General features: G+C 28.3%; 18 protein-coding genes, 3 tRNA genes and 1 pseudogene. 17 read left to right on the top strand and 5 right to left on the bottom strand.

Features of this window, described 5'->3' with window-relative positions; translation table 11 throughout:
* Positions 1-97 precede the first annotated feature (97 nt).
* The 3 genes from waaC to rfaD are packed head-to-tail and all read right to left on the bottom strand — an operon-like array spanning position 98 to position 3113.
* Positions 98-1057, bottom strand: coding sequence for a lipopolysaccharide heptosyltransferase I (waaC, locus tag GN160_RS02350; protein ID WP_192380082.1), 960 nt, complete (start codon positions 1055-1057; stop codon positions 98-100).
* Positions 1054-2106 carry a lipopolysaccharide heptosyltransferase II gene (gene waaF, locus GN160_RS02355; RefSeq protein WP_192380083.1) on the bottom strand — a complete coding sequence of 351 codons (1053 nt, stop codon included), beginning with the start codon at positions 2104-2106 and terminating at the stop codon, positions 1054-1056. Before waaF ends, waaC begins: the two co-directional genes overlap by 4 nt.
* Positions 2107-2153: 47 nt before the next feature.
* The gene (gene rfaD, locus GN160_RS02360; protein WP_192380883.1) at positions 2154-3113 is read right to left on the bottom strand and encodes an ADP-glyceromanno-heptose 6-epimerase; all 960 of its coding nucleotides are present in this window, start codon (positions 3111-3113) and stop codon (positions 2154-2156) included.
* Positions 3114-3684: 571 nt separating this feature from the next.
* Between rfaD and GN160_RS02365 the strand changes: the two genes are divergently transcribed.
* The 6 genes and pseudogenes from GN160_RS02365 to pfkA all read left to right on the top strand — a co-directional run bounded on the left by GN160_RS02365 (position 3685) and on the right by pfkA (position 8216).
* Positions 3685-4098 (top strand): rhodanese-like domain-containing protein, encoded by a 414-nt coding sequence (locus GN160_RS02365; protein WP_192380085.1) that lies wholly within the window; start codon positions 3685-3687, stop codon positions 4096-4098.
* Positions 4099-4139: 41 nt separating this feature from the next.
* The gene (gene grxC, locus GN160_RS02370) at positions 4140-4388 is read left to right on the top strand and encodes a glutaredoxin 3 (protein ID WP_192380086.1); all 249 of its coding nucleotides are present in this window, start codon (positions 4140-4142) and stop codon (positions 4386-4388) included.
* Between the two features lie 64 nt (positions 4389-4452).
* Positions 4453-4896: a protein-export chaperone SecB gene (gene secB, locus GN160_RS02375; RefSeq protein ID WP_192380088.1), complete on the top strand. Its 444-nt coding sequence runs from the start codon at positions 4453-4455 to the stop codon at positions 4894-4896.
* Between the two features lie 22 nt (positions 4897-4918).
* Positions 4919-5917, top strand: coding sequence for an NAD(P)H-dependent glycerol-3-phosphate dehydrogenase (gpsA, locus tag GN160_RS02380; RefSeq protein WP_192380090.1), 999 nt, complete (start codon positions 4919-4921; stop codon positions 5915-5917).
* 70 nt (positions 5918-5987) lie between these two features.
* Positions 5988-6725 (top strand): annotated as a pseudogene (gene cysE / locus GN160_RS02385) (serine O-acetyltransferase); the annotation flags it as partial.
* A gap of 528 nt (positions 6726-7253) precedes the next feature.
* Positions 7254-8216: a 6-phosphofructokinase gene (pfkA, locus tag GN160_RS02390; protein WP_192380094.1), complete on the top strand. Its 963-nt coding sequence runs from the start codon at positions 7254-7256 to the stop codon at positions 8214-8216.
* A gap of 63 nt (positions 8217-8279) precedes the next feature.
* Here pfkA and tpiA read toward each other — a convergent pair whose 3' ends face one another.
* Entirely contained in the window at positions 8280-9053 is a 774-nt protein-coding gene (tpiA, locus tag GN160_RS02395) for a triose-phosphate isomerase (protein ID WP_192380096.1), read from the bottom strand.
* 397 nt (positions 9054-9450) lie between these two features.
* Positions 9451-10197 (bottom strand): FAD-binding oxidoreductase, encoded by a 747-nt coding sequence (locus GN160_RS02400; protein ID WP_192380098.1) that lies wholly within the window; start codon positions 10195-10197, stop codon positions 9451-9453.
* A gap of 741 nt (positions 10198-10938) precedes the next feature.
* Between GN160_RS02400 and rpmE the strand changes: the two genes are divergently transcribed.
* The 11 genes from rpmE (at position 10939) to ilvE (ending at position 19625) form a co-directional block, all read left to right on the top strand.
* Complete coding sequence (gene rpmE, locus GN160_RS02405) at positions 10939-11148, top strand: 50S ribosomal protein L31 (protein WP_192380100.1); 210 nt, start codon at positions 10939-10941, stop codon at positions 11146-11148.
* 192 nt (positions 11149-11340) lie between these two features.
* Positions 11341-12507 (top strand): cystathionine gamma-synthase, encoded by a 1167-nt coding sequence (gene metB, locus GN160_RS02410; RefSeq protein WP_192380101.1) that lies wholly within the window; start codon positions 11341-11343, stop codon positions 12505-12507.
* A gap of 490 nt (positions 12508-12997) precedes the next feature.
* A complete protein-coding gene (gene metF / locus GN160_RS02415; protein WP_192380103.1) occupies positions 12998-13906 on the top strand; it encodes a methylenetetrahydrofolate reductase in 909 nt (302 codons plus the stop codon).
* Positions 13907-14189: 283 nt separating this feature from the next.
* Positions 14190-14996: a glutamate racemase gene (gene murI / locus GN160_RS02420; protein WP_225624838.1), complete on the top strand. Its 807-nt coding sequence runs from the start codon at positions 14190-14192 to the stop codon at positions 14994-14996.
* 308 nt (positions 14997-15304) lie between these two features.
* Positions 15305-15377, top strand: a tRNA-Ala gene (locus GN160_RS02425).
* Positions 15378-15686: 309 nt separating this feature from the next.
* Positions 15687-15760, top strand: a tRNA-Asp gene (locus tag GN160_RS02430).
* A gap of 19 nt (positions 15761-15779) precedes the next feature.
* Positions 15780-15852, top strand: a tRNA-Trp gene (locus GN160_RS02435).
* Between the two features lie 103 nt (positions 15853-15955).
* Positions 15956-16249, top strand: coding sequence for a MaoP family protein (locus tag GN160_RS02440; protein WP_192380885.1), 294 nt, complete (start codon positions 15956-15958; stop codon positions 16247-16249).
* 512 nt (positions 16250-16761) lie between these two features.
* Positions 16762-18405, top strand: coding sequence for an acetolactate synthase 2 catalytic subunit (gene ilvG / locus GN160_RS02445; protein WP_192380105.1), 1644 nt, complete (start codon positions 16762-16764; stop codon positions 18403-18405).
* Between the two features lie 4 nt (positions 18406-18409).
* Positions 18410-18646, top strand: a complete 237-nt coding sequence (gene ilvM / locus GN160_RS02450) for an acetolactate synthase 2 small subunit (protein WP_318779034.1) — start codon at positions 18410-18412, stop codon at positions 18644-18646.
* A gap of 55 nt (positions 18647-18701) precedes the next feature.
* Positions 18702-19625: a branched-chain-amino-acid transaminase gene (ilvE, locus tag GN160_RS02455; RefSeq protein WP_192380107.1), complete on the top strand. Its 924-nt coding sequence runs from the start codon at positions 18702-18704 to the stop codon at positions 19623-19625.
* Positions 19626-19681 lie beyond the last annotated feature (56 nt).

Genomic DNA, 19681 nt, shown 5'->3' on the forward strand with positions numbered 1-19681 from the left:
TATGAAAATTATATGTTGTGTATTATTAGTCATTGTTTAATGTTTGTAGTTTTGATTTTTATTATTAGTAAAGATTTTGTTAGTTAAACATTAACTTTTATTGTAATAATTGTTTAAATTTTTTCCATACATATATTGGTTCTATATCTTTCATTTTTTTTGTTTTAGAAAGTATTTTTTTTTGATTATTTCCATAGGTCCCTATTAGACTAGGATTAGTAGGTCCATAAAGTGTTAAGTTAGGTTTATTAAGTGCAGTAGTTAGATGACTTAAACCAGTGTCTATTGATATTACAGCAATAGAGTTAATGATTTGTTTAGCTGTTTGTGTAAGTGTTAATTTTGTTAGTATTTTTATTTTTTCTGATTTTTTAATTAAATGTTGAGTGCATAAAAATTCTTTTTTTGTCCAGCATATTAACTTGATGCAATAGTTTTCATTATTAGCTATTTTTATTAATTTTTTCCAATGTATCTTTGGCCATTCTTTTTCTTTTTTGCTAGTTGTATGTATAAATAAGAGATAGGGGTTTACTTTTTGTTTATTTTTGAAATAATTTATAATGTTGTAGTTTCCTCTTTCAGGAGATAGTGGATATTGTAGAGTTTTGGCAAATAACTGACGTATCCTTTCTACAGCATGTTGATTTTTAGCAATTTCATGTTTTTTATGATAGAAAATACTGGCAATAGGTTCTCGTATACTTGAATAATTCATTCCATGTTTTTCTCCTTTTGCAAAATTGGTTATTAGTATTGCATTTTTTATTAATCCTTGTGCGTCAATTATTAAATTATAGTTTTTTTTTTGTATTTTATTTATAAATTTTTTATATTTTTTCCAGTAAAAAAGATTTGTCCAGTTTTTTAATAATGACCTTATATTTATTGGTAAAATTTTATTTACTCCCGGATGCCAAGTTGGTATTTCTGCGAAGTTTTCTTCAATTACCCAATCAAAGTATATTCTTTTTAGTTTGTTTTGTGCATCAGTTAATGCAGGTAATGTATGAATAATGTCTCCCATCGAAGAAGTTTTTATTATTAGAACTTTCATTTTTTTTCTTTAATTTTTGAAAGTAAGTTATGTAGTGTGTTTAATACTTTAATAGGTTTAATCTCAATTAGGTTTTGCTGATAATTTATTTTTTGTTGAGTATTTTTTATTGTGGATTGCATGATATATGCAGATTGTGATAGAGGGGGGGTAGATATGATATGAGGAGTACTTAATCCAGATAATATTATCGTAGGACAGTTTAATGCGCTAGCTACGTGCATTAAACCAGAGTCATTACTTACGATTGCCTCACAATTTGCAATTAAATTTATTGTTTCATTTAATGAAGTCGCCCCTACTAAGTTATGGTAATGGCTTTTGTTTTTTATGTTAATTTCATGAGTTATATATAATCCAATCTGTTTATTTTTTATCGAACCAAATATTGCTATTTGATAGCCGTATTCTATAAGTTTTGATGTTAATGATGCATAATAATAATATGGCCAACATTTAGCTGAATTAGATCCATATCCAGGGCACATTCCTATTAATGGCCTTTTATTATTAATTTTAAATTTTTGTAATGTTCTTTTTATTTTTTTCTTTTGTATTGATATTTTTGGTAACGGTAGAGGACTTGGTAAATCATTGAAATTTTTCATAAGGTGTTTTTCAAAAGCCAGTGCGGCATATCTTTGTATTATTAAGGGGAACTTTTTTTTATCTAGTATTCTAAGGTCGTTAAGAATACCATAACGCATTTCTCCCCGCCATCCTGTGCGTAATGGTATTTTTGCGAATACTGGAATTAACGCTGCTTTAAATGAATTCGGTAGTATTATTGCTTGTTCATATTGCTCTTTTCTTAACATTTTACTGAATTGATAGATTTTATTTAACTTTATAGTACCGTGTTGTAGTGGATTAATTATAATTTTATTTACTTCAGGTATTTGACAATATAATTCTCTACAATATTTTGGGGTTACTATGTCTATTTTCGTTTTTTGTTTTTTTTTAAGAATGTTGATTATAGTTTGGGATATTACGGAATCACCTAACCATGATGGTCCGATTATTAAAATTTTGTCGTAATTGTTCATTTTTATTTTTTTAAAAAAAAAGTAAGGTCGCTACTATAAATGTTTATTTAGTTTTTGTCCAACCATTTTAGATATTCTATTATACCCATATCAATTTGTTTAAATGTTTTTTTATATCCTGCAAATCGTATTTTTGTTATGTCTGCTTTTGTGAATGTTTGATATTGTTTGTTTATTAAGTTTGGTACATCAATATATGTTATATCGTTTTTTTTATAAAAATTTAATACGATATCAGCAATTGATTGAAAAGATTTTGGGGTACCAGTTCCACAGTTGAAAATTCCTGATGCTTTATTTTCCCACGCCCAAATGTTTATTTTTACTATGTCATCTACATGAATAAAATCTCTTTGGAAATTTTTGCTTCCTATAAATAATTTAGGTTTTTCGTTATTTTTGATTTGTTTACTTAATTGAAAGATTACGCTAGCCATTTTTTTTTTATGAGATTCTCGAGGTCCATAAACATTAAAATAACGTAATCCGCAAATTTGTGATTTGACTTGAGGAATGATAAAGCGCACGTATTGGTCAAAAAAAAATTTAGAAAAACCATATATATTACATGGTTGCTCGTATTTTCTATGCTCAATAAATTTTTTTGGAAATTTCCCATACACTGCAGCAGAAGAAGCATATATAAATGGGATTTTGTTTTTTGTGCAGAAATTTAGTAATATTTTAGAAAATTGATAATTGTTTTTTATTATATATTGATGATTACAAACAGTAGTAGATGAGCAAGCTCCCTGATGGAATACAGCTTCAATATTTTTGTTAAACTCGTGTTTATTATCGATATTATAACTAATTTTATTTTTGACAATGTTTTTAATAAAATTTGTTTTATCCATGTAATCTATAAAATCTAGATCTTTAATATTGTTATATTTTTCATTATTTTTTAAGTTATCAACTATTAATATATTTTTGTATTGCATTTTATTTAATTTCTTAATAAGATTGCTGCCAATAAATCCAGCGCCTCCAGTTACGATAATTATCTTTTTCCCGATATTTTTTTTTTGTTTCATTGGTAATAATTTTAAAATTTTAGATAGTTAGTTTTACATTAGTATAACAATTAATATGTTTGATTAGATATAAATTAATTATTTTCTGTAAATTTTTAAAGGTTTTCTTTTCTAGCATAACAATCTTAAATTCCTATCTGACATATCTATTTTATAGAGTAAGATAAAGTCAATGTTTCGTAATATATGGTTTTGTTATTTATTTTTGTTTATATTTTATAATTGAGTCATGGTGTTAGTGTGTTTATTTAATTTTCATTATTTAAGTTTTAACGACATTCAGCAGCATTAAAGTATGTTATTAATTTATATTTCAGTTTCATTATAAATGTGATCTTTACTTAATACATTCTGACATTTACGTGAATTGTATATTGTTACTTATTATCTGATTAGTTATAATTAAAATTTAATCATGGTTTTGATTTTTAATAATAGCACATTGAAATGGTTGTTTAATGAGGATAGAGATTGTCTATATGGCAAATTGATTAAATAAATAGAGTGTCTGCTGGTGTATTTTCAAGAAATTAAGGAATTTTTGGTTAATCACATTTTATTAAGCATGATCTGGATAGCTTTGTTGGTTTTTGTTTTTTTTTCTTTTTTCCAAAGTTGGTTATTTAGTTCTTTTATGGTATCTTGTGACAAAGCTATTCAGTTGATTAACAGAGAAGATGCGATAGTTATAGATTTACGTAGTTCTGACGATTATCGTAAGGGGCATATTATTCGTAGTGTTAATTTGTCAGCGTTAGATATTCAAAGTGATTATTATCGTACTGTTATAAGGAAGAAGAATATTCCGTTACTTTTAGTTTGTGACAATGATAAGATTTCTTTTAATTTAGCAAGGTATTTGAATAAAAGGATTGGTTTAAAGAATGTATATGTTCTTCAAAATGGAATTTCTCGGTGGTTACATGAACAATTGCCTTTGGTTAAAGGTGAATAATTACGTTGAGTGATTTAAATTAATTAAATAAGTTTAAAGCTATGGTAGACATTGAAATATATACTAAAGAGTTTTGTCCTTTTTGCAATAGGGCTAAAGAGTTTTTAATTAGTCAAGGTTTAGAATTTAAAGAAATTTTTATTGATAATGATGAGATATATGCCAGTATGTTTAATCGTTGTGGTAGGAAGACTGTTCCTCAGATTTTTTTTAATAAAAAACATATAGGTGGATGGGATGATTTGTATGAATTATTCACTTTAAATAAATTGGAACCTTATTTAAAATGAATGATATTTTAATCTAGTTGTGAAATTATTTTTTTGTTTTAAATAATTTATACATAAGGAAGGTTTGATGTCAGAGGATGAGCCTGAAATAATTTTTGATATTCAGAGAATATATGTAAAAGATATATCTTTTGAGGTTCCTGTTGCTCCTAAGATTTTTCAGGAAAAATGGAAACCAAAAATTAAATTAGACTTAAATATTTTTTCTAATCATTTGTTTAAAAATGAATATGAGGTAGTCTTACATGTTACCGTTAGCGCTATGATTAACAGCAAGGTTGCTTTTTTATGTGAAGTGAAGCAAGCTGGTATTTTTCTTATTTCAGGTTTATCTAAGTCTAAATTAGAACATTGTCTTGGTTCTTACTGTCCAGATATTTTATTTCCTTATGCTCGTGAATGCATTAGCAGTCAATGTATTAGGGGTAGTTTTCCACAATTTCATTTGGCTCCAGTAAATTTTGAGGCTTTGTTTATTAATTATTTACAAAAAAAGACAGTAAAATAATAAATGTTTTTAGGATTATTTTATGATATCCTCTATTTCTTCAGTTGTTATCATTGGTGCAGGAGCATATGGTACTGCTTTAGGTATTATGTTAGCTAAGAATGGTCATAAAGTTTTTTTATGGGGGCATAATCCTATTCGTATGCGTGCATTAAAAATTAATCGTTTTCATCATCATTTTGTACCTGATTTGAAATTTCCTAAATTATTATTTGTTGAAGATTCATTGCAAGTGGCTTTATCTGTTGCACGAGACATTATTATTGCAGTACCTAGTAATGTTTTTAATAGTGTTTTAATAAAATTAAAACCGCATTTGCGATTTGATTCTCGAATTATTTTGGCAACTAAGGGACTAGAATCAAAAACAGGTCGGTTTTTGCAGGATGTTACAAGGGAGATATTAGGTCAAGAAATTCCTTTAGCGATAATTTCAGGACCTACTTTTGCTAAGGAAATAGCAATGGGATTGCCGACTGCTATAGTTGTAGTTTCTAATAATTCTCTTTTTATAAAAGATTTGGAAAATTTACTAAAATGTAACAACCATTTTATGGTTTTTATTCATTCTGATTTTGTCGGCATTCAGCTTACTGGTGTTGTGAAAAATATTGTTGCTATTGCTTCTGGTATTTCTGATGGGGTGGGATTTGGGGCTAATGCTCGCATTGCTTTGATTACTTGTGGTTTTGCTGAAATGCTTAGTCTTGGATTAGCTATGGGAGGCAAATTGAGTCTTTTTACTGGTATGGCGGGTCTTGGAGACTTAGTTTTAACTTGTACAGATAATCAATCTCGTAATCGTAGATTTGGTATTTTGTTGGGTCAAGGAGTAGGAGTATCTAATGCTATAAAAAAGGTTGGTCAAGTTGTTGAGGGTTTTAATAATACTAAGGAAGTGCGTATTTTGTCACATCAATATAATGTAGTTATGCCTATTGTTGAACAAATATATCAAATTCTTTATCATGACAAGGATGTACGTGAGGCTGCTTTTTGTCTTATGAAGTTAAGTGTGTAGATAGCATTTTGCTACGAAAGATTTAAATTTATTTTAGATTGAGTGGTCAAATGGAATTAAGGTAATGTGAATGTCTATAGAAATATTAGATTTTGTTTGGGAGAAAATTAAAGATGAGGCGCAATTGTTAGTTAAGAGTGAACCTTTCTTAGCAAAATTTTTAGATAATTCTTTATTACAACATGACCATTTAGGAGGCGCCTTGAGTTACATTCTTTCTAAGAAATTAGGCGATTCTGTTATTCCTGCTATTTCTGTTCGTGAGATTATAGAAGAGGCTTATATTTTGAATCCAAAAATAGTTTGTTATGCTGCAAGAGATATTTCTGTTATTCTGCAGCGTGATCCGGTTGTGAATTTATATTCTACTCCATTTTTATATTTTAAGGGTTTTCATGCTTTACAAGCTTATCGTATTAGTCATTGGTTATGGTATCAAAATCGTTGTGCTTTAGCTATTTATTTTCAAAATAAAATTTCTGTTTCTTTTGGAGTAGATATTCATCCTGCTGCCCGTATTGGGTGTGGTATTATGTTAGATCATGCTACAGGTATTGTAATTGGAGAAACGGCTGTCGTAGATGATAACGTATCTATATTACAATCTGTTACTTTAGGAGGAACTGGTAAAGAAAAAGTTGGTTTTGATCGTCATCCTAAAATAGAAAAAGAAGTAATGATTGGTGCAGGAGCTATTCTACTCGGGAATATTAAAATAGGATATGGTGCTAAAATTGGAGCTGGTTCTGTGGTATTGCATTCGGTACCGTCACGAGTTACAGTTGCTGGTGTTGTAGCTAAAATAGTAAGTGGTTTTGATGATATTAAATAATTGATGAAGATTTATTTTATTTATATGTTTTGTTTTTAGATTTTAATTTTTTAAAATACTGAATTTTGTTTACTTATGAAGTATTATTTTATTGTTAAGATTTATGACGGGTGTGTATTTTATAATTTTTTGATTTTGTGAATTAGTTTTGTTTTGGTAAATTGTGTGTGTAATTGATTTATATGCTGCATATATAAGTGTTATTTATAATGTTTAAATTAATTATTGTTTTGAATTATTTAGTATTTTATGATCAGTGTAACTGAAGATTTATTATATTTAATTTTGGTATAAATTTATTTATTGATTATTTTATAGAATATAGTATTTAAATTATTATTAATTATAAATGTATTTAGATGATATTTTCAATTTGTTTTATTTATATATAAACATGAGATGATAATAAAATAATTATGGTATTAAAAATCTCAATATTTAAATTTTACATTTTAAATAGAATCAGTGTTATTGTTAAATAATGTTCTAATGCTTGAGGTAATAATGATAAAAAGAGTTGGTGTTTTAACAAGCGGAGGTGATTCGCCTGGTATGAATGCTGCTATTAGAGGTGTTGTACGGACAGGCATTTCTGAGGGTTTAGAAATTTATGGAATAAATGATGGTTATTTAGGCTTATTTCAAAATAGATTGATAAAGTTAAATCGTTGTAGCGTTTCTGATGTAATAAATCGTGGTGGTACTTTTTTGGGTTCCGCACGTTTCCCGGAATTTAGTGAAAATTATATTATTTCTATTGTTATTGATAATATGAATAGACATAATATTCATGCTTTAGTTGTAATTGGTGGTGATGGTTCTTATATGGGGGCTAAAAAATTAACTGAAATAGGATTTCCTTGTATATGTTTACCAGGAACTATAGATAATGATGTTGCAGGTACTGATTATGCTATTGGATATTTTACAGCATTAGAAACCATTGTTGAAGCTATTGATCGTCTTAGAGACACCTCTTCCTCTCATCAGAGGATTTCTATTGTTGAGGTGATGGGGCGTTGTTGTGGTGATTTAACTATGGCTGCTGCTATAGCTGGTGGTTGTGAGTTTGTTGTTTTGCCTGAAGTGGAATTTAAACCTAAAGATTTAGTATGTGAAATTAAAACTGGTATTTCTAAAGGTAAAAAACATGCGATAGTTGTTATTACTGAACGTATATGTAATATTTTCGATTTAGCCAAATATATTGAAAAAAAAACTGGAAAAGAAACACGTGCTACTGTTTTGGGTCATATTCAACGTGGTGGTAGTCCTGTCGCTTATGATCGTATTTTGGCATCTCGCATGGGGGCTTATTCTATTGAGTTATTGTTACAAGGATATAGTGGAAGATGTATTGGAGTACAAAATGATAGATTAGTACATCATGATATAATTGATGCAATTGATAATATGAAACGTCCACTTCAAAAAGGAATGTTAGAAATGGCAAAAAAATTGTTTTAACTATCCTAATTAAATTTTGTATTTGGAGTATTATTCTAGTTATGGTCAAATTTTAACATATTACTAATTTTTCGAAAATTTTATTTTGTTTGCGATTTTAATTATTTTTGAAAATGTAATTGAATTTAAAGAAGCATTTCCAACTAGTAGTCCATCAATATCTGGTTGATTAAGTAGGTTGTGGGCATTGTCTATATTTACAGAACCTCCATATAGGAGGTGTGTTTTTTCTGCTATATTTTTATCATAGTCAGCTATATAATTTCGAATGGATTTATGAATTTTTTGTACATAACATGGATTAGCTGATGTTCCTGATCCAATGGCCCAAGCTGGTTCATAAGCTATTATTGAATTTTTCAGTGTTTTTATGCTTAAGGTGTTTATTATAATTTCAAGTTGTTGAATACATATGTTTTTTGTTTGATTTTTTATGTTTTCTTCTTTATTTTCACCTATGCATAAGATAGGAGTAAGTTTGAATTTTTTAGAAATAACAATTTTTTTAATAATATCTGTGATATTTTCTTTATGATATATTCGTCTTTCAGAATGTCCTATTATTATAAAGGACACACCTATATCTTTCAACATTTCTGCAGAAATTTCTCCTGTGAAAGCTCCTGATAAATGTATATCGATATTTTGTGCAGCTAGTTTGATATTGCTGTTTTTCAAATGTTGTTTGGCGGTATCTAAATATATCGTGGGCGGTGCAATAACAATGTTGCATTGATAATCATAGCTTAAATCGCTGCATAATTCTTGAATGAAATTAATTAGCATAATTTTATTACCATTTAATTTCCAATTACTTATTATAAATGGGTGACGCATTTTTATTTCTCCGTTTTGTTGTATTTATAAAATACTTGAATTTACATTATATAAATGTCAATATCATGTTCAGTTTTATGTTTGTATAGTAATTGTGTTTATTCATCTTTATTTTATTTCAGATTGTAAGCAGTATATGTGTATTTGATTGTTTGCATTACTATATTAGTTTATTTTATTAGCAAATAGGTATAATAAATTTATTTGGAAATTTTAGTTATTTAAATTACAGGATGATTATTTGTATTTTACGTAGCAGTTGTTTAAAATATTCAATAAGGATTTGTTGTTTATTTTGTTTTAAGTATTTAGGTATAAAAATTTTATCTTTGTTTTATATAGTGTATCAGATGAAAATTATTTGTAAAATGTTAATGTTTTCGTAAATAAACAATGTTCACCAATATTGTTCTTTAGTTATTTGTCCTGGTTGATTTTTTAAATTATTTTTCATACCTCGTGTTTTTTGAAGCAATTCTTGAACTTCACGTATCATGTTAGGATTGCCGCATAACATTACATGACTCTCTCGAGCATTTAATTCAAATCCTACATATTTTTCTAATAATCCGCTTTTAATAAGATTAGGTAAACGTCCAGTAAGTGAATGTTTAATTATTTCTCTACTAAAAATCATTTGTATTTTTATTTTTTCTTTATAATGTTTTTTAATTTTTCTTATTAGCGGTAGATAATTGATATTGTCAAAGGAGCGTACTGCATGCACTAATATTATATTTGTAAAACGTTGCAACCCTTTCTTAAATTCGAGCATAGACAGATATGGCCCAATTCCTGTACCAGTTGCTAACATCCACAGAGTGTTACAATTTGGAATGTTTTCTAATATAAAATTACCATACGCTTCCTTAGAAATCATAATATTGTCTCCGGGACATAACATAAATAAGGATGGGCTTAATTTGCCATTTTCAATATTGACTAAATAAAATTCCAGGTTTAGATTATTAGGTGCATTCACGTATGAATAGGCTCTTTGAATGCGTTTATTATTTATTTTTAATCCTAGTTTAGCGAATTGGCCAGGAATAAATGTGTTAATTGGTGCATTAATTATTAAAGTAAATAAATTTTTCGTCCAGTGATTTACTTTTATTATCTGTCCAGATATCCATGTTGTCATATTTTGTTTTGTTAAAAATTGGCGTTATTTATTGAGATTTATTTTATTTTGTTATTAAATTTTAGTTTAATTAATTTATTGTTGTAATCACTTATTATTATAATGAAATTCCTTTATAATTTCACCATAAACTATAATAAGTTGTAAATATTATTTTGTTAAAGATTTATTTATTTTGGACATATGATAATTTATGTACTTTCTTGTATGCTGATGCTTATTTGATACGTTATTATAGGATTTCTTGAATTTAATTTATGTGATTCAGAATTAGTGATTTTTATTTTGTGCATTTATATAAGTTAAATATTTTGTTTTACTTGTTATAGATTTATTTTCAGGTATTAAAGGTTTTAGTGTATTTAATTTTAATGTTTTGCTTGTCTTATATTATGGTGTACTAAAAATTGATGTATAATGTGAAATAATGTCTGTCTTTTGATTTGTTTTTTTTTTGGATATTTTATTACTGGTTATTTATGTTTTTATTTTATGAGTTTTTTGTTTTATCGATATAAGACGTTATTGAATAATACGAATGGTTACCGGTTTTTTTAAATTGTTACGTGTTTATTTTGATAGTTATTAATAATTACTATGCTATAGATAGGGAAGATTTTTATTTTGCTTTTAATTGGAGTTACTTATTTGGTATTACTTTACGTCAGTAAAGTTATCATTTATAATTTAAGTTATTTTGATGCTTGTGGATAATTTTTTTGTTTGCTAGTAGGTGTTTATATGAAGAAAAGTATTCATCCTGAGTATAGGGAAATTAGTGCGTTTTGTTCTTGTGGTAATACCATTGTTATTCAATCTACTTTAAGTCACGATATTAATTTAGATGTATGTAATATGTGTCATTCATTTTACACAGGAACGCAGCGTATTGCGGATAATCGAGGTAGAGTTAGTGACTTTAATAAACGTTTTGGTATTTTAATACAGTAATACTAAAAATTTATAATTTTGTATGTATTGCTTGGTTTGTTTTGGATACATGTTTGTAGGTGTGTTTTGCATTATAAATAATATTCGAAGTGATTTTGTTGACTAGTTTGTTTGTATATTTGTTAGTAATTGTCGATGTGAGTATGAATATGTTAATATAGTGTAATATCCATTTTTAGTTTAGGTATTGAGATGGCTTTTAGGCAGGCAACTATAGCAGTTCGAAGCGGTTTAAATAATGATGAACAATATGGCTGTGTTGTATCTCCTATTACTCTTTCAACTACTTATAATTTTTATGACTTAAATATACCCAGATTATATGATTATTCAAGACGTAGAAACCCTACACGTGATGTGGTACAAAAAACTTTAGCAGACCTTGAATGTGGTGTCGGGGCAATTATAACTAGTAGTGGAATGTCTGCCATTCATTTATTATGTACTGTCTTTCTTACGCCAGGAGATCTCGTAATAGCCCCTCATGATTGTTATGGGGGTAGTTATCGTTTGTTGAGTAGTTTAAGCGAAAGAAAGTTTTGTCGCGTCCAATTCGTGAATCAAACTGATAAAAATGCTTTAACAACAGCATTATCTGCTCATCCTAAACTGATTTTTATTGAAACGCCAAGTAATCCTTTATTAAGAGTAGCAGATATTTTAGACATTTGTAGTATTGCGCATGAGGCAAAATCAATTTGTGTTGTGGATAATACTATTATGAGTCCAGTTTTACAACAGCCATTGTTATTGGGCGCTGATCTAGTTGTGCATTCTTGCACTAAATATCTGAATGGACATTCAGATGTAGTGGCAGGAGCAATTGTTGCTAAAGATGTTGATTTAGTTGAGAAAATTTTGTGGTGGGGTAATACTTTAGGTGTAACAGGAGGAGCTTTTGATAGCTATCAATTGTTACGAGGAATACGCACTTTATTTCCGCGTATTAATCAACAGCAAAGTAATGCACAAAGTATTTTAACTTTTTTACAAAATAAAAAAAATAATCTCCAAATAAGGAATATATTTTATCCTGGTTTAACTACTAATTTAGGTTATAGTATTGCTTGTAAGCAGCAAAAAGGATTCGGTGCTATGTTAAGTTTTGAACTTAATGGGGATAAGGTAATGTTGCGTCAATTTTTATCTTCATTAAAGCTTTTTACTTTAGCTGAATCTTTCGGTGGTGTAGAGAGCTTAATTTCTCATCCTGCAACTATGACTCATGCCTGTATATCAGAAGAAGCTCGTAATTATGCTGGCATTAGTGATATGTTGTTACGTTTGTCTGTAGGTATTGAGGATAGTGAAGATTTAATAGATGATTTAGACAGGGCATTTCGTGAAATTAATTATTAAATAATTGATCCTATGTTAGGATATTGTATTAAATATAAGTTAATTTATATTTGGGTCTTATTTTGAATTTTTATAAATTACAGAATAGGTTTTGGGCGTTTGAAATTTATATCATTAAATAGCATTCATTATAATTAGGTAATTAAATATTTATTCTTTATTATTTAAATTGTTTTAAATAATAAAGAATATCAATTGTTTAATCTTATTATTTTATAAAAAATAATTAGTTTTGTTAAATGTTTATTGAATATTTTATTATTTATTATATGTATGATTTTATATTTTATAGTTAAATAATTATTTATTAAAATATTGTTATTTTAGTATCCAAATAAGTTAACTTAAATTTATCTATATTTTTATAATTGTCATTTTATGATTCAGATTAAAATTTTAAAATAAATGACGATTATATAATTTATTATCAAGATAATATTATTATTTATCAAAGTTTATTTTTTATAATTATTGCATAATGAGGTTAAATATGAGTTTATGTGCTCTTCAGTGGGAAGAATTTAATCGGCATATAATTGAATTGGATGGTAATGTTAATGTTTCTTTTGAATTTTTCCCACCTCGTACTTATGAAATGGAACAATTTTTTTGGAAAACTATTGATCGTTTAAGTAAATTAAAACCTGTATTTGTTTCTGTAACTTATGGGGCCTATTCGGGTAAACATGAACTTACTTATAACGTGATACAGGATATTAGAAGTCGTACTGGATTAATTGCTGCTCCACATTTAACTTGTATTGATACATCTCCACATCAACTTGAAAAAATTGCTCAAAAATATTGGAATAATGGTATTCGTCACGTTGTAGCATTACGTGGTGATCGTTCAGCTGACTGTAATGGTTTAAAGGCAACTATGATGCATGCTGTTGATTTAGTATTCTTATTAAAAAAAATAGGTAATTTTGATATTTCAGTCGCTGCTTATCCAGAGGTTCACCCAGAAGCGGAAAGCCCACAATCTGATTTAATAAATTTAAAAAAGAAAATAGATGCTGGTGCAAATAGAGCTATTACTCAATTTTTTTTTGACGTAGAAAGTTATTTAAGATTTCGTGATCTTTGTGTTTCTGTTGGTATTAGTGTCAAAATTATTCCTGGTATTTTACCTATTTTTAATTTTAATCAATTGCAATCTTTTTCTAATATGACAAAAGTAAAGATACCAAGTTGGATTATTTCTATGTTTGATGGATTAAATTATGATATAGATATATGCAAGATGATAGGTATAGTTATTGCTATTGATATGGTTAAGGTTCTTTTAAAAGAAGGAGTAAGGGACTTTCATTTTTATACTCTTAATAGATTTGATCTTACTTATACTATTTGTCATATATTAGGGATTAGACCAAAAATTGGAGGTGCAGGTTAGTATAATAATAGTGATACTTCGGATTTAAATATTTTGTTTAACTATTTTTAGTGATTACGTGAGATTCGGATGTTAATTTTTTTCTAGATTATAAATATTATTATTATGTTTGTTTACATTTACAATGTATCGAATCTATAATGAAGTTAGATTTATGTTAAGTAAATATTAGACAATCTAAAACATTTAATAGATGATTTTTAAAAAGTATTGGGGCATTTAATATCTTCTTTGTAAGCTTTTAAGTGTTAATAACTTGGAGATTAACGAGACTTGTAGTTTTTTGGTCAGACAACCTACTATATTAATAATAGATTCAGGCATAGGTGGTTTGTCGATTTATTCAGAAATTAAACAGCTATTGCCATACGCGCGTTATTTATATTTTTTTGATAATAGAGGCTTTCCTTATGGAGAAAAGTCAGAGCAGTTTATTACAGATAGAATTATTAGTATTGTAAAGGCTATATTAAAAAATCATGTTTTAGAATTAATTATTCTTGCATGTAATACTGCTACTATTATCACATTGTCATTATTACGTAAGATGTTTTTCTGTAGTATTATTGGAGTTGTTCCTGCGATAAAATTAGCAGTTCAATTAACTAATAGTGGTCTTATTGGATTGTTAGCTACCCAGCTTACTGTTAGACATCAATATGTTTTAAAATTAATTAATAAATATGCTTGTGGTTGTAATTTTTTATTTTTAGGTTCTTCTAAATTAGTAAAGATAGCTGAAGATAAGAAGTATGGTAAAATGGTAAAATCGTCTGTTTTACGTGAAATTTTATCTCCTTGGTTGAAATTATTTCAATTACCGGATACAATAATATTGGGTTGTACGCATTTTGTTTTTCTAAAATATGAATTGAAGAAATTATTTCCAGAAGGAACACAGTTGGTTGATTCGTCTAAAAGTATTGTTGGTTGTGTTGCTCAGTTGATGAGCAATTATATTAATGTTGGACATTTTGAAGTTATGAGAAAAAATGTGATTTATTTTTCTCTCATGACAGATAGAGTACGGGATTTTATGCCATTTTTGTTTAGTTATGGTTTTTGTTATTTAAGGATTATTTCAATATAATTAAAGTATCTTTATATACTGAAGTAGAGTATTTTATGTCGTCCAAATTGTATTTACGATTTAAATCGCTGTAGTGTTAATTAATAGAGTTTAATGGTTATATATCTTGATTGTATGTTGTATTTATTATATTGTTTGTTTTGTTTTATTATACTGTAATGTTGTTGTTCTTTAGAAAAATTTGGTTGGTTATTTCTGACATGAATAGTTTATTCATATAATAAATTTTAATGTTCTAGTTATGTATGTTATATGTATGTATATAAATTTTTATATGTAATAAATTTAGGTAAATTTTGTTGCTTTATGGGGCTATAGCTCAAGTGGTAGAGCACCTGTTTTGCACGCAGGGGGTTAGCGGTTCAATTCCGCTTAGCTCCATTGGGGTTTCTAAGAATTTGATATAGTAGATAATTGGTCAAGAAGGTTATATATATTCAGTGTATTATATATGTGTTTAACTATTTTTTTGTTTGTTTTATTTTATTTTGTTTTATTTTATACATTTGAATTATAAGTTGATGTGTTTTTTGATTCAATATGAATTCCATAATGAATGATTATGATTGTTTGTTTAAAAGGTTTGTTTATGTTTGTTATTTAAATATTAAAATTCAGTAACGTTATGAAATAAGTTTCAAATAAGCATATTATTTATAATATTATGTTCAAGTGTTACGTCAATTTTATGGTGCGGTAGTTCAGATTGGTAGAATATTGGCCTGTCACGCCAGGGGTCGCGGGTTCGAATCCCGTCCGCACCGTTGTTTCATTTTTTAAGTTAGGGGTGTAGTTCAATCGGTAGAGCATCGGTCTCCAAAACCGGGAGTTGGGAGTTCAAGTCTCTCCACCCCTGATCAGGATATAATAAAGAGGGTTCTATTTTGTGTTGTTGTTGCTTAAGTATAATAATGATAATTATTTAAAGTTATGAACATTTAGTTCATTTAAAGGTTTTTATTTTGGATAGTTTTTTTACTAAGAACCGTTATTTTGATAACCAATATTATCCTCGTGGGTTTTCTAGATATGGTCTTTTTACTATTAAAGAAGCTAGATTATTGGAAATTTATGGATACGCTTATAATGAATTGAATAATGGTAAAAGAATTCCAATAACTGAAGAAGAGACTCGATTTGTTGCTGTTTGTCAAGGAAAGTTAGCACCTGTTACTAAACATGAAAAGGTGTGGTCAAAATATATTAAATATATTACATGTCCAAAAAAAATTCATACGCTTTTTCAAAAGTGAATGCTTAAGTTGATTTATTGTAGATAAGGTAGAAAGTTAAAAGCTGGTTAATCCTGAATATACCAGGTGTTGACTTTAATAAAGAAATATTGAATGTTTTAGTATATTAGTTGTTTATTATTCTGGTAAATGTATGGATTGTGAATGTGTTTTTGGTTTAATAATTTTAGTTAAATTTACTAATATGTAGTTTTGTATTATTGAGTGACTTTGCTTCTTCAATTTTTTGTTCATTAGCATTTTATATGTCTAGTATCCTCGCAATTAAGGTTCTTTTTGTTAAGGTATTACTTGCGTATATATTTATTTACATGTATTTTATTTTAGGTGAAAGTTTTTTGTATTTAAATGTATTTTAGATTATTATATATTATAAGGTAGAAATTTAGTTTAATCTTTATATGAATTAAATAGTGAGCTTTATTTATAATTGAATGTGTCATTTTGTCATTTGTTATTATTTATGTTTGTTGTATTATTTAGCGTGTATAATTGTTGAGGATTTAAGATTTATGAATGGAGCTCAATGGATAATTAGAGCTATTAAAATGCAAGGCATAGATGTAGTTTTTGGTTATCCCGGAGGGGCTATTATGCCTATATATGATGCATTGTTAGATAGTGGAGTAGAGCATCTATTATGTCGTCACGAACAAGGCGCGGTTTTGGCTGCAATTGGGTATGCTCGTGCTATTGGTAAAGTTGGTGTTTGTTTGTCAACTTCCGGTCCTGGAGCTACTAATCTTATCACAGGTTTAGCAGATGCGTTATTGGATTCAGTACCTATAATAGCAATTACTGGTCAGGTTGGTTTAGATTTGATTGGTACTGATGCATTTCAAGAAGTGGATATGCTTGGTTTATCCTTGGCATGTACTAAGCATAGTTATTTAGTAGAGTCTTTGGAAGATTTACCTCGTATTTTTCATGAAGCATTTATTCTTGCTTGTAATGAAAGACCTGGACCGGTGCTAATTGACATACCTAAAGATATTCAACTTTCTGTTAGTAATTTACCGACTTGTAAATCATATATCAATAATGAATCTTATAACGTTTTAGATAAAGATATAGAATCAGCTCGTATAATGATAAGTCAATCTAGTAGACCTGTATTATATGTTGGGGGTGGTGTAGGTATATCTGGCGGAGTACAGGTATTAAGAGAGTTTATACATAAAACTAGCATGCCGAATGTAGTTACTTTGAAAGGTCTTGGTGCTCCGAGTTATAAAAATTCTTATTATTTAGGTATGTTAGGTATGCATGGCAATAAAGCTGCAAATTTAGCAGTACAACGATGTGATTTATTGATTGCAATAGGCGCCAGGTTTGACGATAGAGTTACTGGTAGATTGACTGAATTTGCACCAGTTGCTAAAGTTATTCATATTGATATTGATCAGGCAGAATTAAATAAATTACGTCAGGTTAATATTTCTTTATTAGGGGATATTAAGGTTTTATTACCGATGTTGTTTCAATCGCTGTCTATTGATATGTGGCTTAAAGAAGTACAAGAATTAAAGGAAAAATATCGTTGGTCGTATGAATCGGTTGGAGAATCAATTTACGCTCCATCTTTATTGCATGATATTAGTGAACGTGCGCCTATTAATACGGTGATTACTACAGATGTAGGACAGCACCAAATGTGGACTGCACAGCATATGTGTTTTAATAAGCCAGAAAATTTTATTACTTCTAGTGGTTTGGGTACTATGGGTTTTGGTATACCAGCTGCTATAGGCGCTCAAGTTGCTCGTCCTACTGATATGGTGTTATGTATTTCCGGTGATGGTTCTTTTATGATGAATATTCAAGAATTAACAACCATTAAGAGAAAAAAATTACCAATAAAAATAGTTTTATTAGATAATCATCGTCTTGGTATGGTGAGGCAGTGGCAGCAATTATTTTTCAATAAACGTTATAGTGAAACTGCTCTTGCGGATAATCCAGATTTTCTTGGATTGGCAAGTTCTTTTGATATTCAAGGTTTACGAATTACTTATAAAAATGAAATAACTAATGCTCTTGATCTTTTATTTAATTTTCAAGGATCTTTTTTGTTACATGTAATTATTGATGAATTTGAAAATGTTTGGCCATTAGTTCCTCCTGGTTCTAGTAATGAAATGATGTTGGAGGGATGATATTGTGCATTATTCTTTTTTTATTGAGGCTAGATTTTGTCCGGAAATAACAGAGCGTATTTTACGAATAATACGACATCGTGGTTTTAGATTATATTCTTTGAATGTGCAATTGCAAGGTAATAAAGTTGAAAACAAAATTATTAATCTTTTTATTACTGTTGTTAGTAATCGTTCTGCTAATTTATTGTTTTTTCAGTTGAAAAAACTTGTAGATATTATTTATATCGAGTTTAGATAACTTTAGATGTTGTTGTATGTGTAGGTTTTTAGTGTTTTTATTAGTAGAGGATATAATGGAAATAGGAAGAGCGAATTTTATTTGGTTAAACGGTGAAATGGTTTTGTGGTCAGAAGCTAAAGTACATGTTATGTCACATTCTTTGCATTATGGTTCATCTATATTTGAAGGAATACGTTGTTATGATTCTTATAGGGGTTCTGTATTGTTTCGTCATCGAGATCATATAAATCGTTTAATGGATTCTGCTAAAATATATCGTATACCTATTAACATGACTGTTGATGAGTTAATGGATGTCAATCGATATGTTTTGCGTAAAAATAATTTAACTAATGGTTATGTTAGACCGTTAGTATTTATAGGTGATGTTGGTATGGATATTAATCCTCCTTTAAATTATCAGGTAAATATTGCAATTGCTGCTTTTTCTTGGAATTTTTATTTAGGCGATGCTTATTTTTTGAAAGGTATTGATACGATAGTTTCGTCTTGGAATCGTGTTTCTCCTAATACCATTCCGACTATTTCTAAAGCCGGAGGTAATTATTTATCATCTATTTTGATTGGTGAGGAGGCTCGTCGTCTTGGTTATCAGGAAGCTATAGCTCTAGACTCTTATGGTTATGTAGCTGAAGGTCCTGGTGAAAATTTGTTTGAAATTAAAGATAATATTTTGTTAACTCCGCCGCCTTCATCTTCTATTTTACCGGGAATAACTAGGGATACTATTATTAAATTAGCGAAATATATCGGTTTAGAGGTAAAGGAACAGGTATTATCTCGTGAATCTTTATATTTATCAGACGAAGTTTTTATGTCTGGAACAGCTGCTGAAATTGTTCCTATTCGTAGTATAGATGGAATACAAATTGGTGTCGGAAGATGTGGTCCGATTACTGAAAGATTACAAAGTATGTTTTCTGGTTTATTTACAGGAGAAATTCAAGATCAATGGAAATGGTTAGATGTTATATAATTGTGGAAATATTTTAAAATTGATGTTGTTTTTATATAACTGGATTTCTGAATTCG

Origin of the sequence: Blochmannia endosymbiont of Colobopsis nipponica, assembly GCF_014857065.1 — a bacterium.
Classification (GTDB): domain Bacteria; phylum Pseudomonadota; class Gammaproteobacteria; order Enterobacterales; family Enterobacteriaceae; genus Blochmanniella.

What these genes read in the sequence shown, in the direction of transcription:
- waaC (WP_192380082.1), bottom strand. Translation starts at nt 1,057, where the DNA reads ATGAAAGTTCTAATAATAAAAACTTCTTCGATGGGAGACATTATTCAT.
- waaF (WP_192380083.1), bottom strand. Translation starts at nt 2,106, where the DNA reads ATGAACAATTACGACAAAATTTTAATAATCGGACCATCATGGTTAGGT.
- grxC (WP_192380086.1), top strand. Translation starts at nt 4,140, where the DNA reads ATGGTAGACATTGAAATATATACTAAAGAGTTTTGTCCTTTTTGCAAT.
- gpsA (WP_192380090.1), top strand. Translation starts at nt 4,919, where the DNA reads ATGATATCCTCTATTTCTTCAGTTGTTATCATTGGTGCAGGAGCATAT.
- pfkA (WP_192380094.1), top strand. Translation starts at nt 7,254, where the DNA reads ATGATAAAAAGAGTTGGTGTTTTAACAAGCGGAGGTGATTCGCCTGGT.
- tpiA (WP_192380096.1), bottom strand. Translation starts at nt 9,053, where the DNA reads ATGCGTCACCCATTTATAATAAGTAATTGGAAATTAAATGGTAATAAA.
- GN160_RS02400 (WP_192380098.1), bottom strand. Translation starts at nt 10,197, where the DNA reads ATGACAACATGGATATCTGGACAGATAATAAAAGTAAATCACTGGACG.
- rpmE (WP_192380100.1), top strand. Translation starts at nt 10,939, where the DNA reads ATGAAGAAAAGTATTCATCCTGAGTATAGGGAAATTAGTGCGTTTTGT.
- metB (WP_192380101.1), top strand. Translation starts at nt 11,341, where the DNA reads ATGGCTTTTAGGCAGGCAACTATAGCAGTTCGAAGCGGTTTAAATAAT.
- metF (WP_192380103.1), top strand. Translation starts at nt 12,998, where the DNA reads ATGAGTTTATGTGCTCTTCAGTGGGAAGAATTTAATCGGCATATAATT.
- ilvG (WP_192380105.1), top strand. Translation starts at nt 16,762, where the DNA reads ATGAATGGAGCTCAATGGATAATTAGAGCTATTAAAATGCAAGGCATA.
- ilvE (WP_192380107.1), top strand. Translation starts at nt 18,702, where the DNA reads ATGGAAATAGGAAGAGCGAATTTTATTTGGTTAAACGGTGAAATGGTT.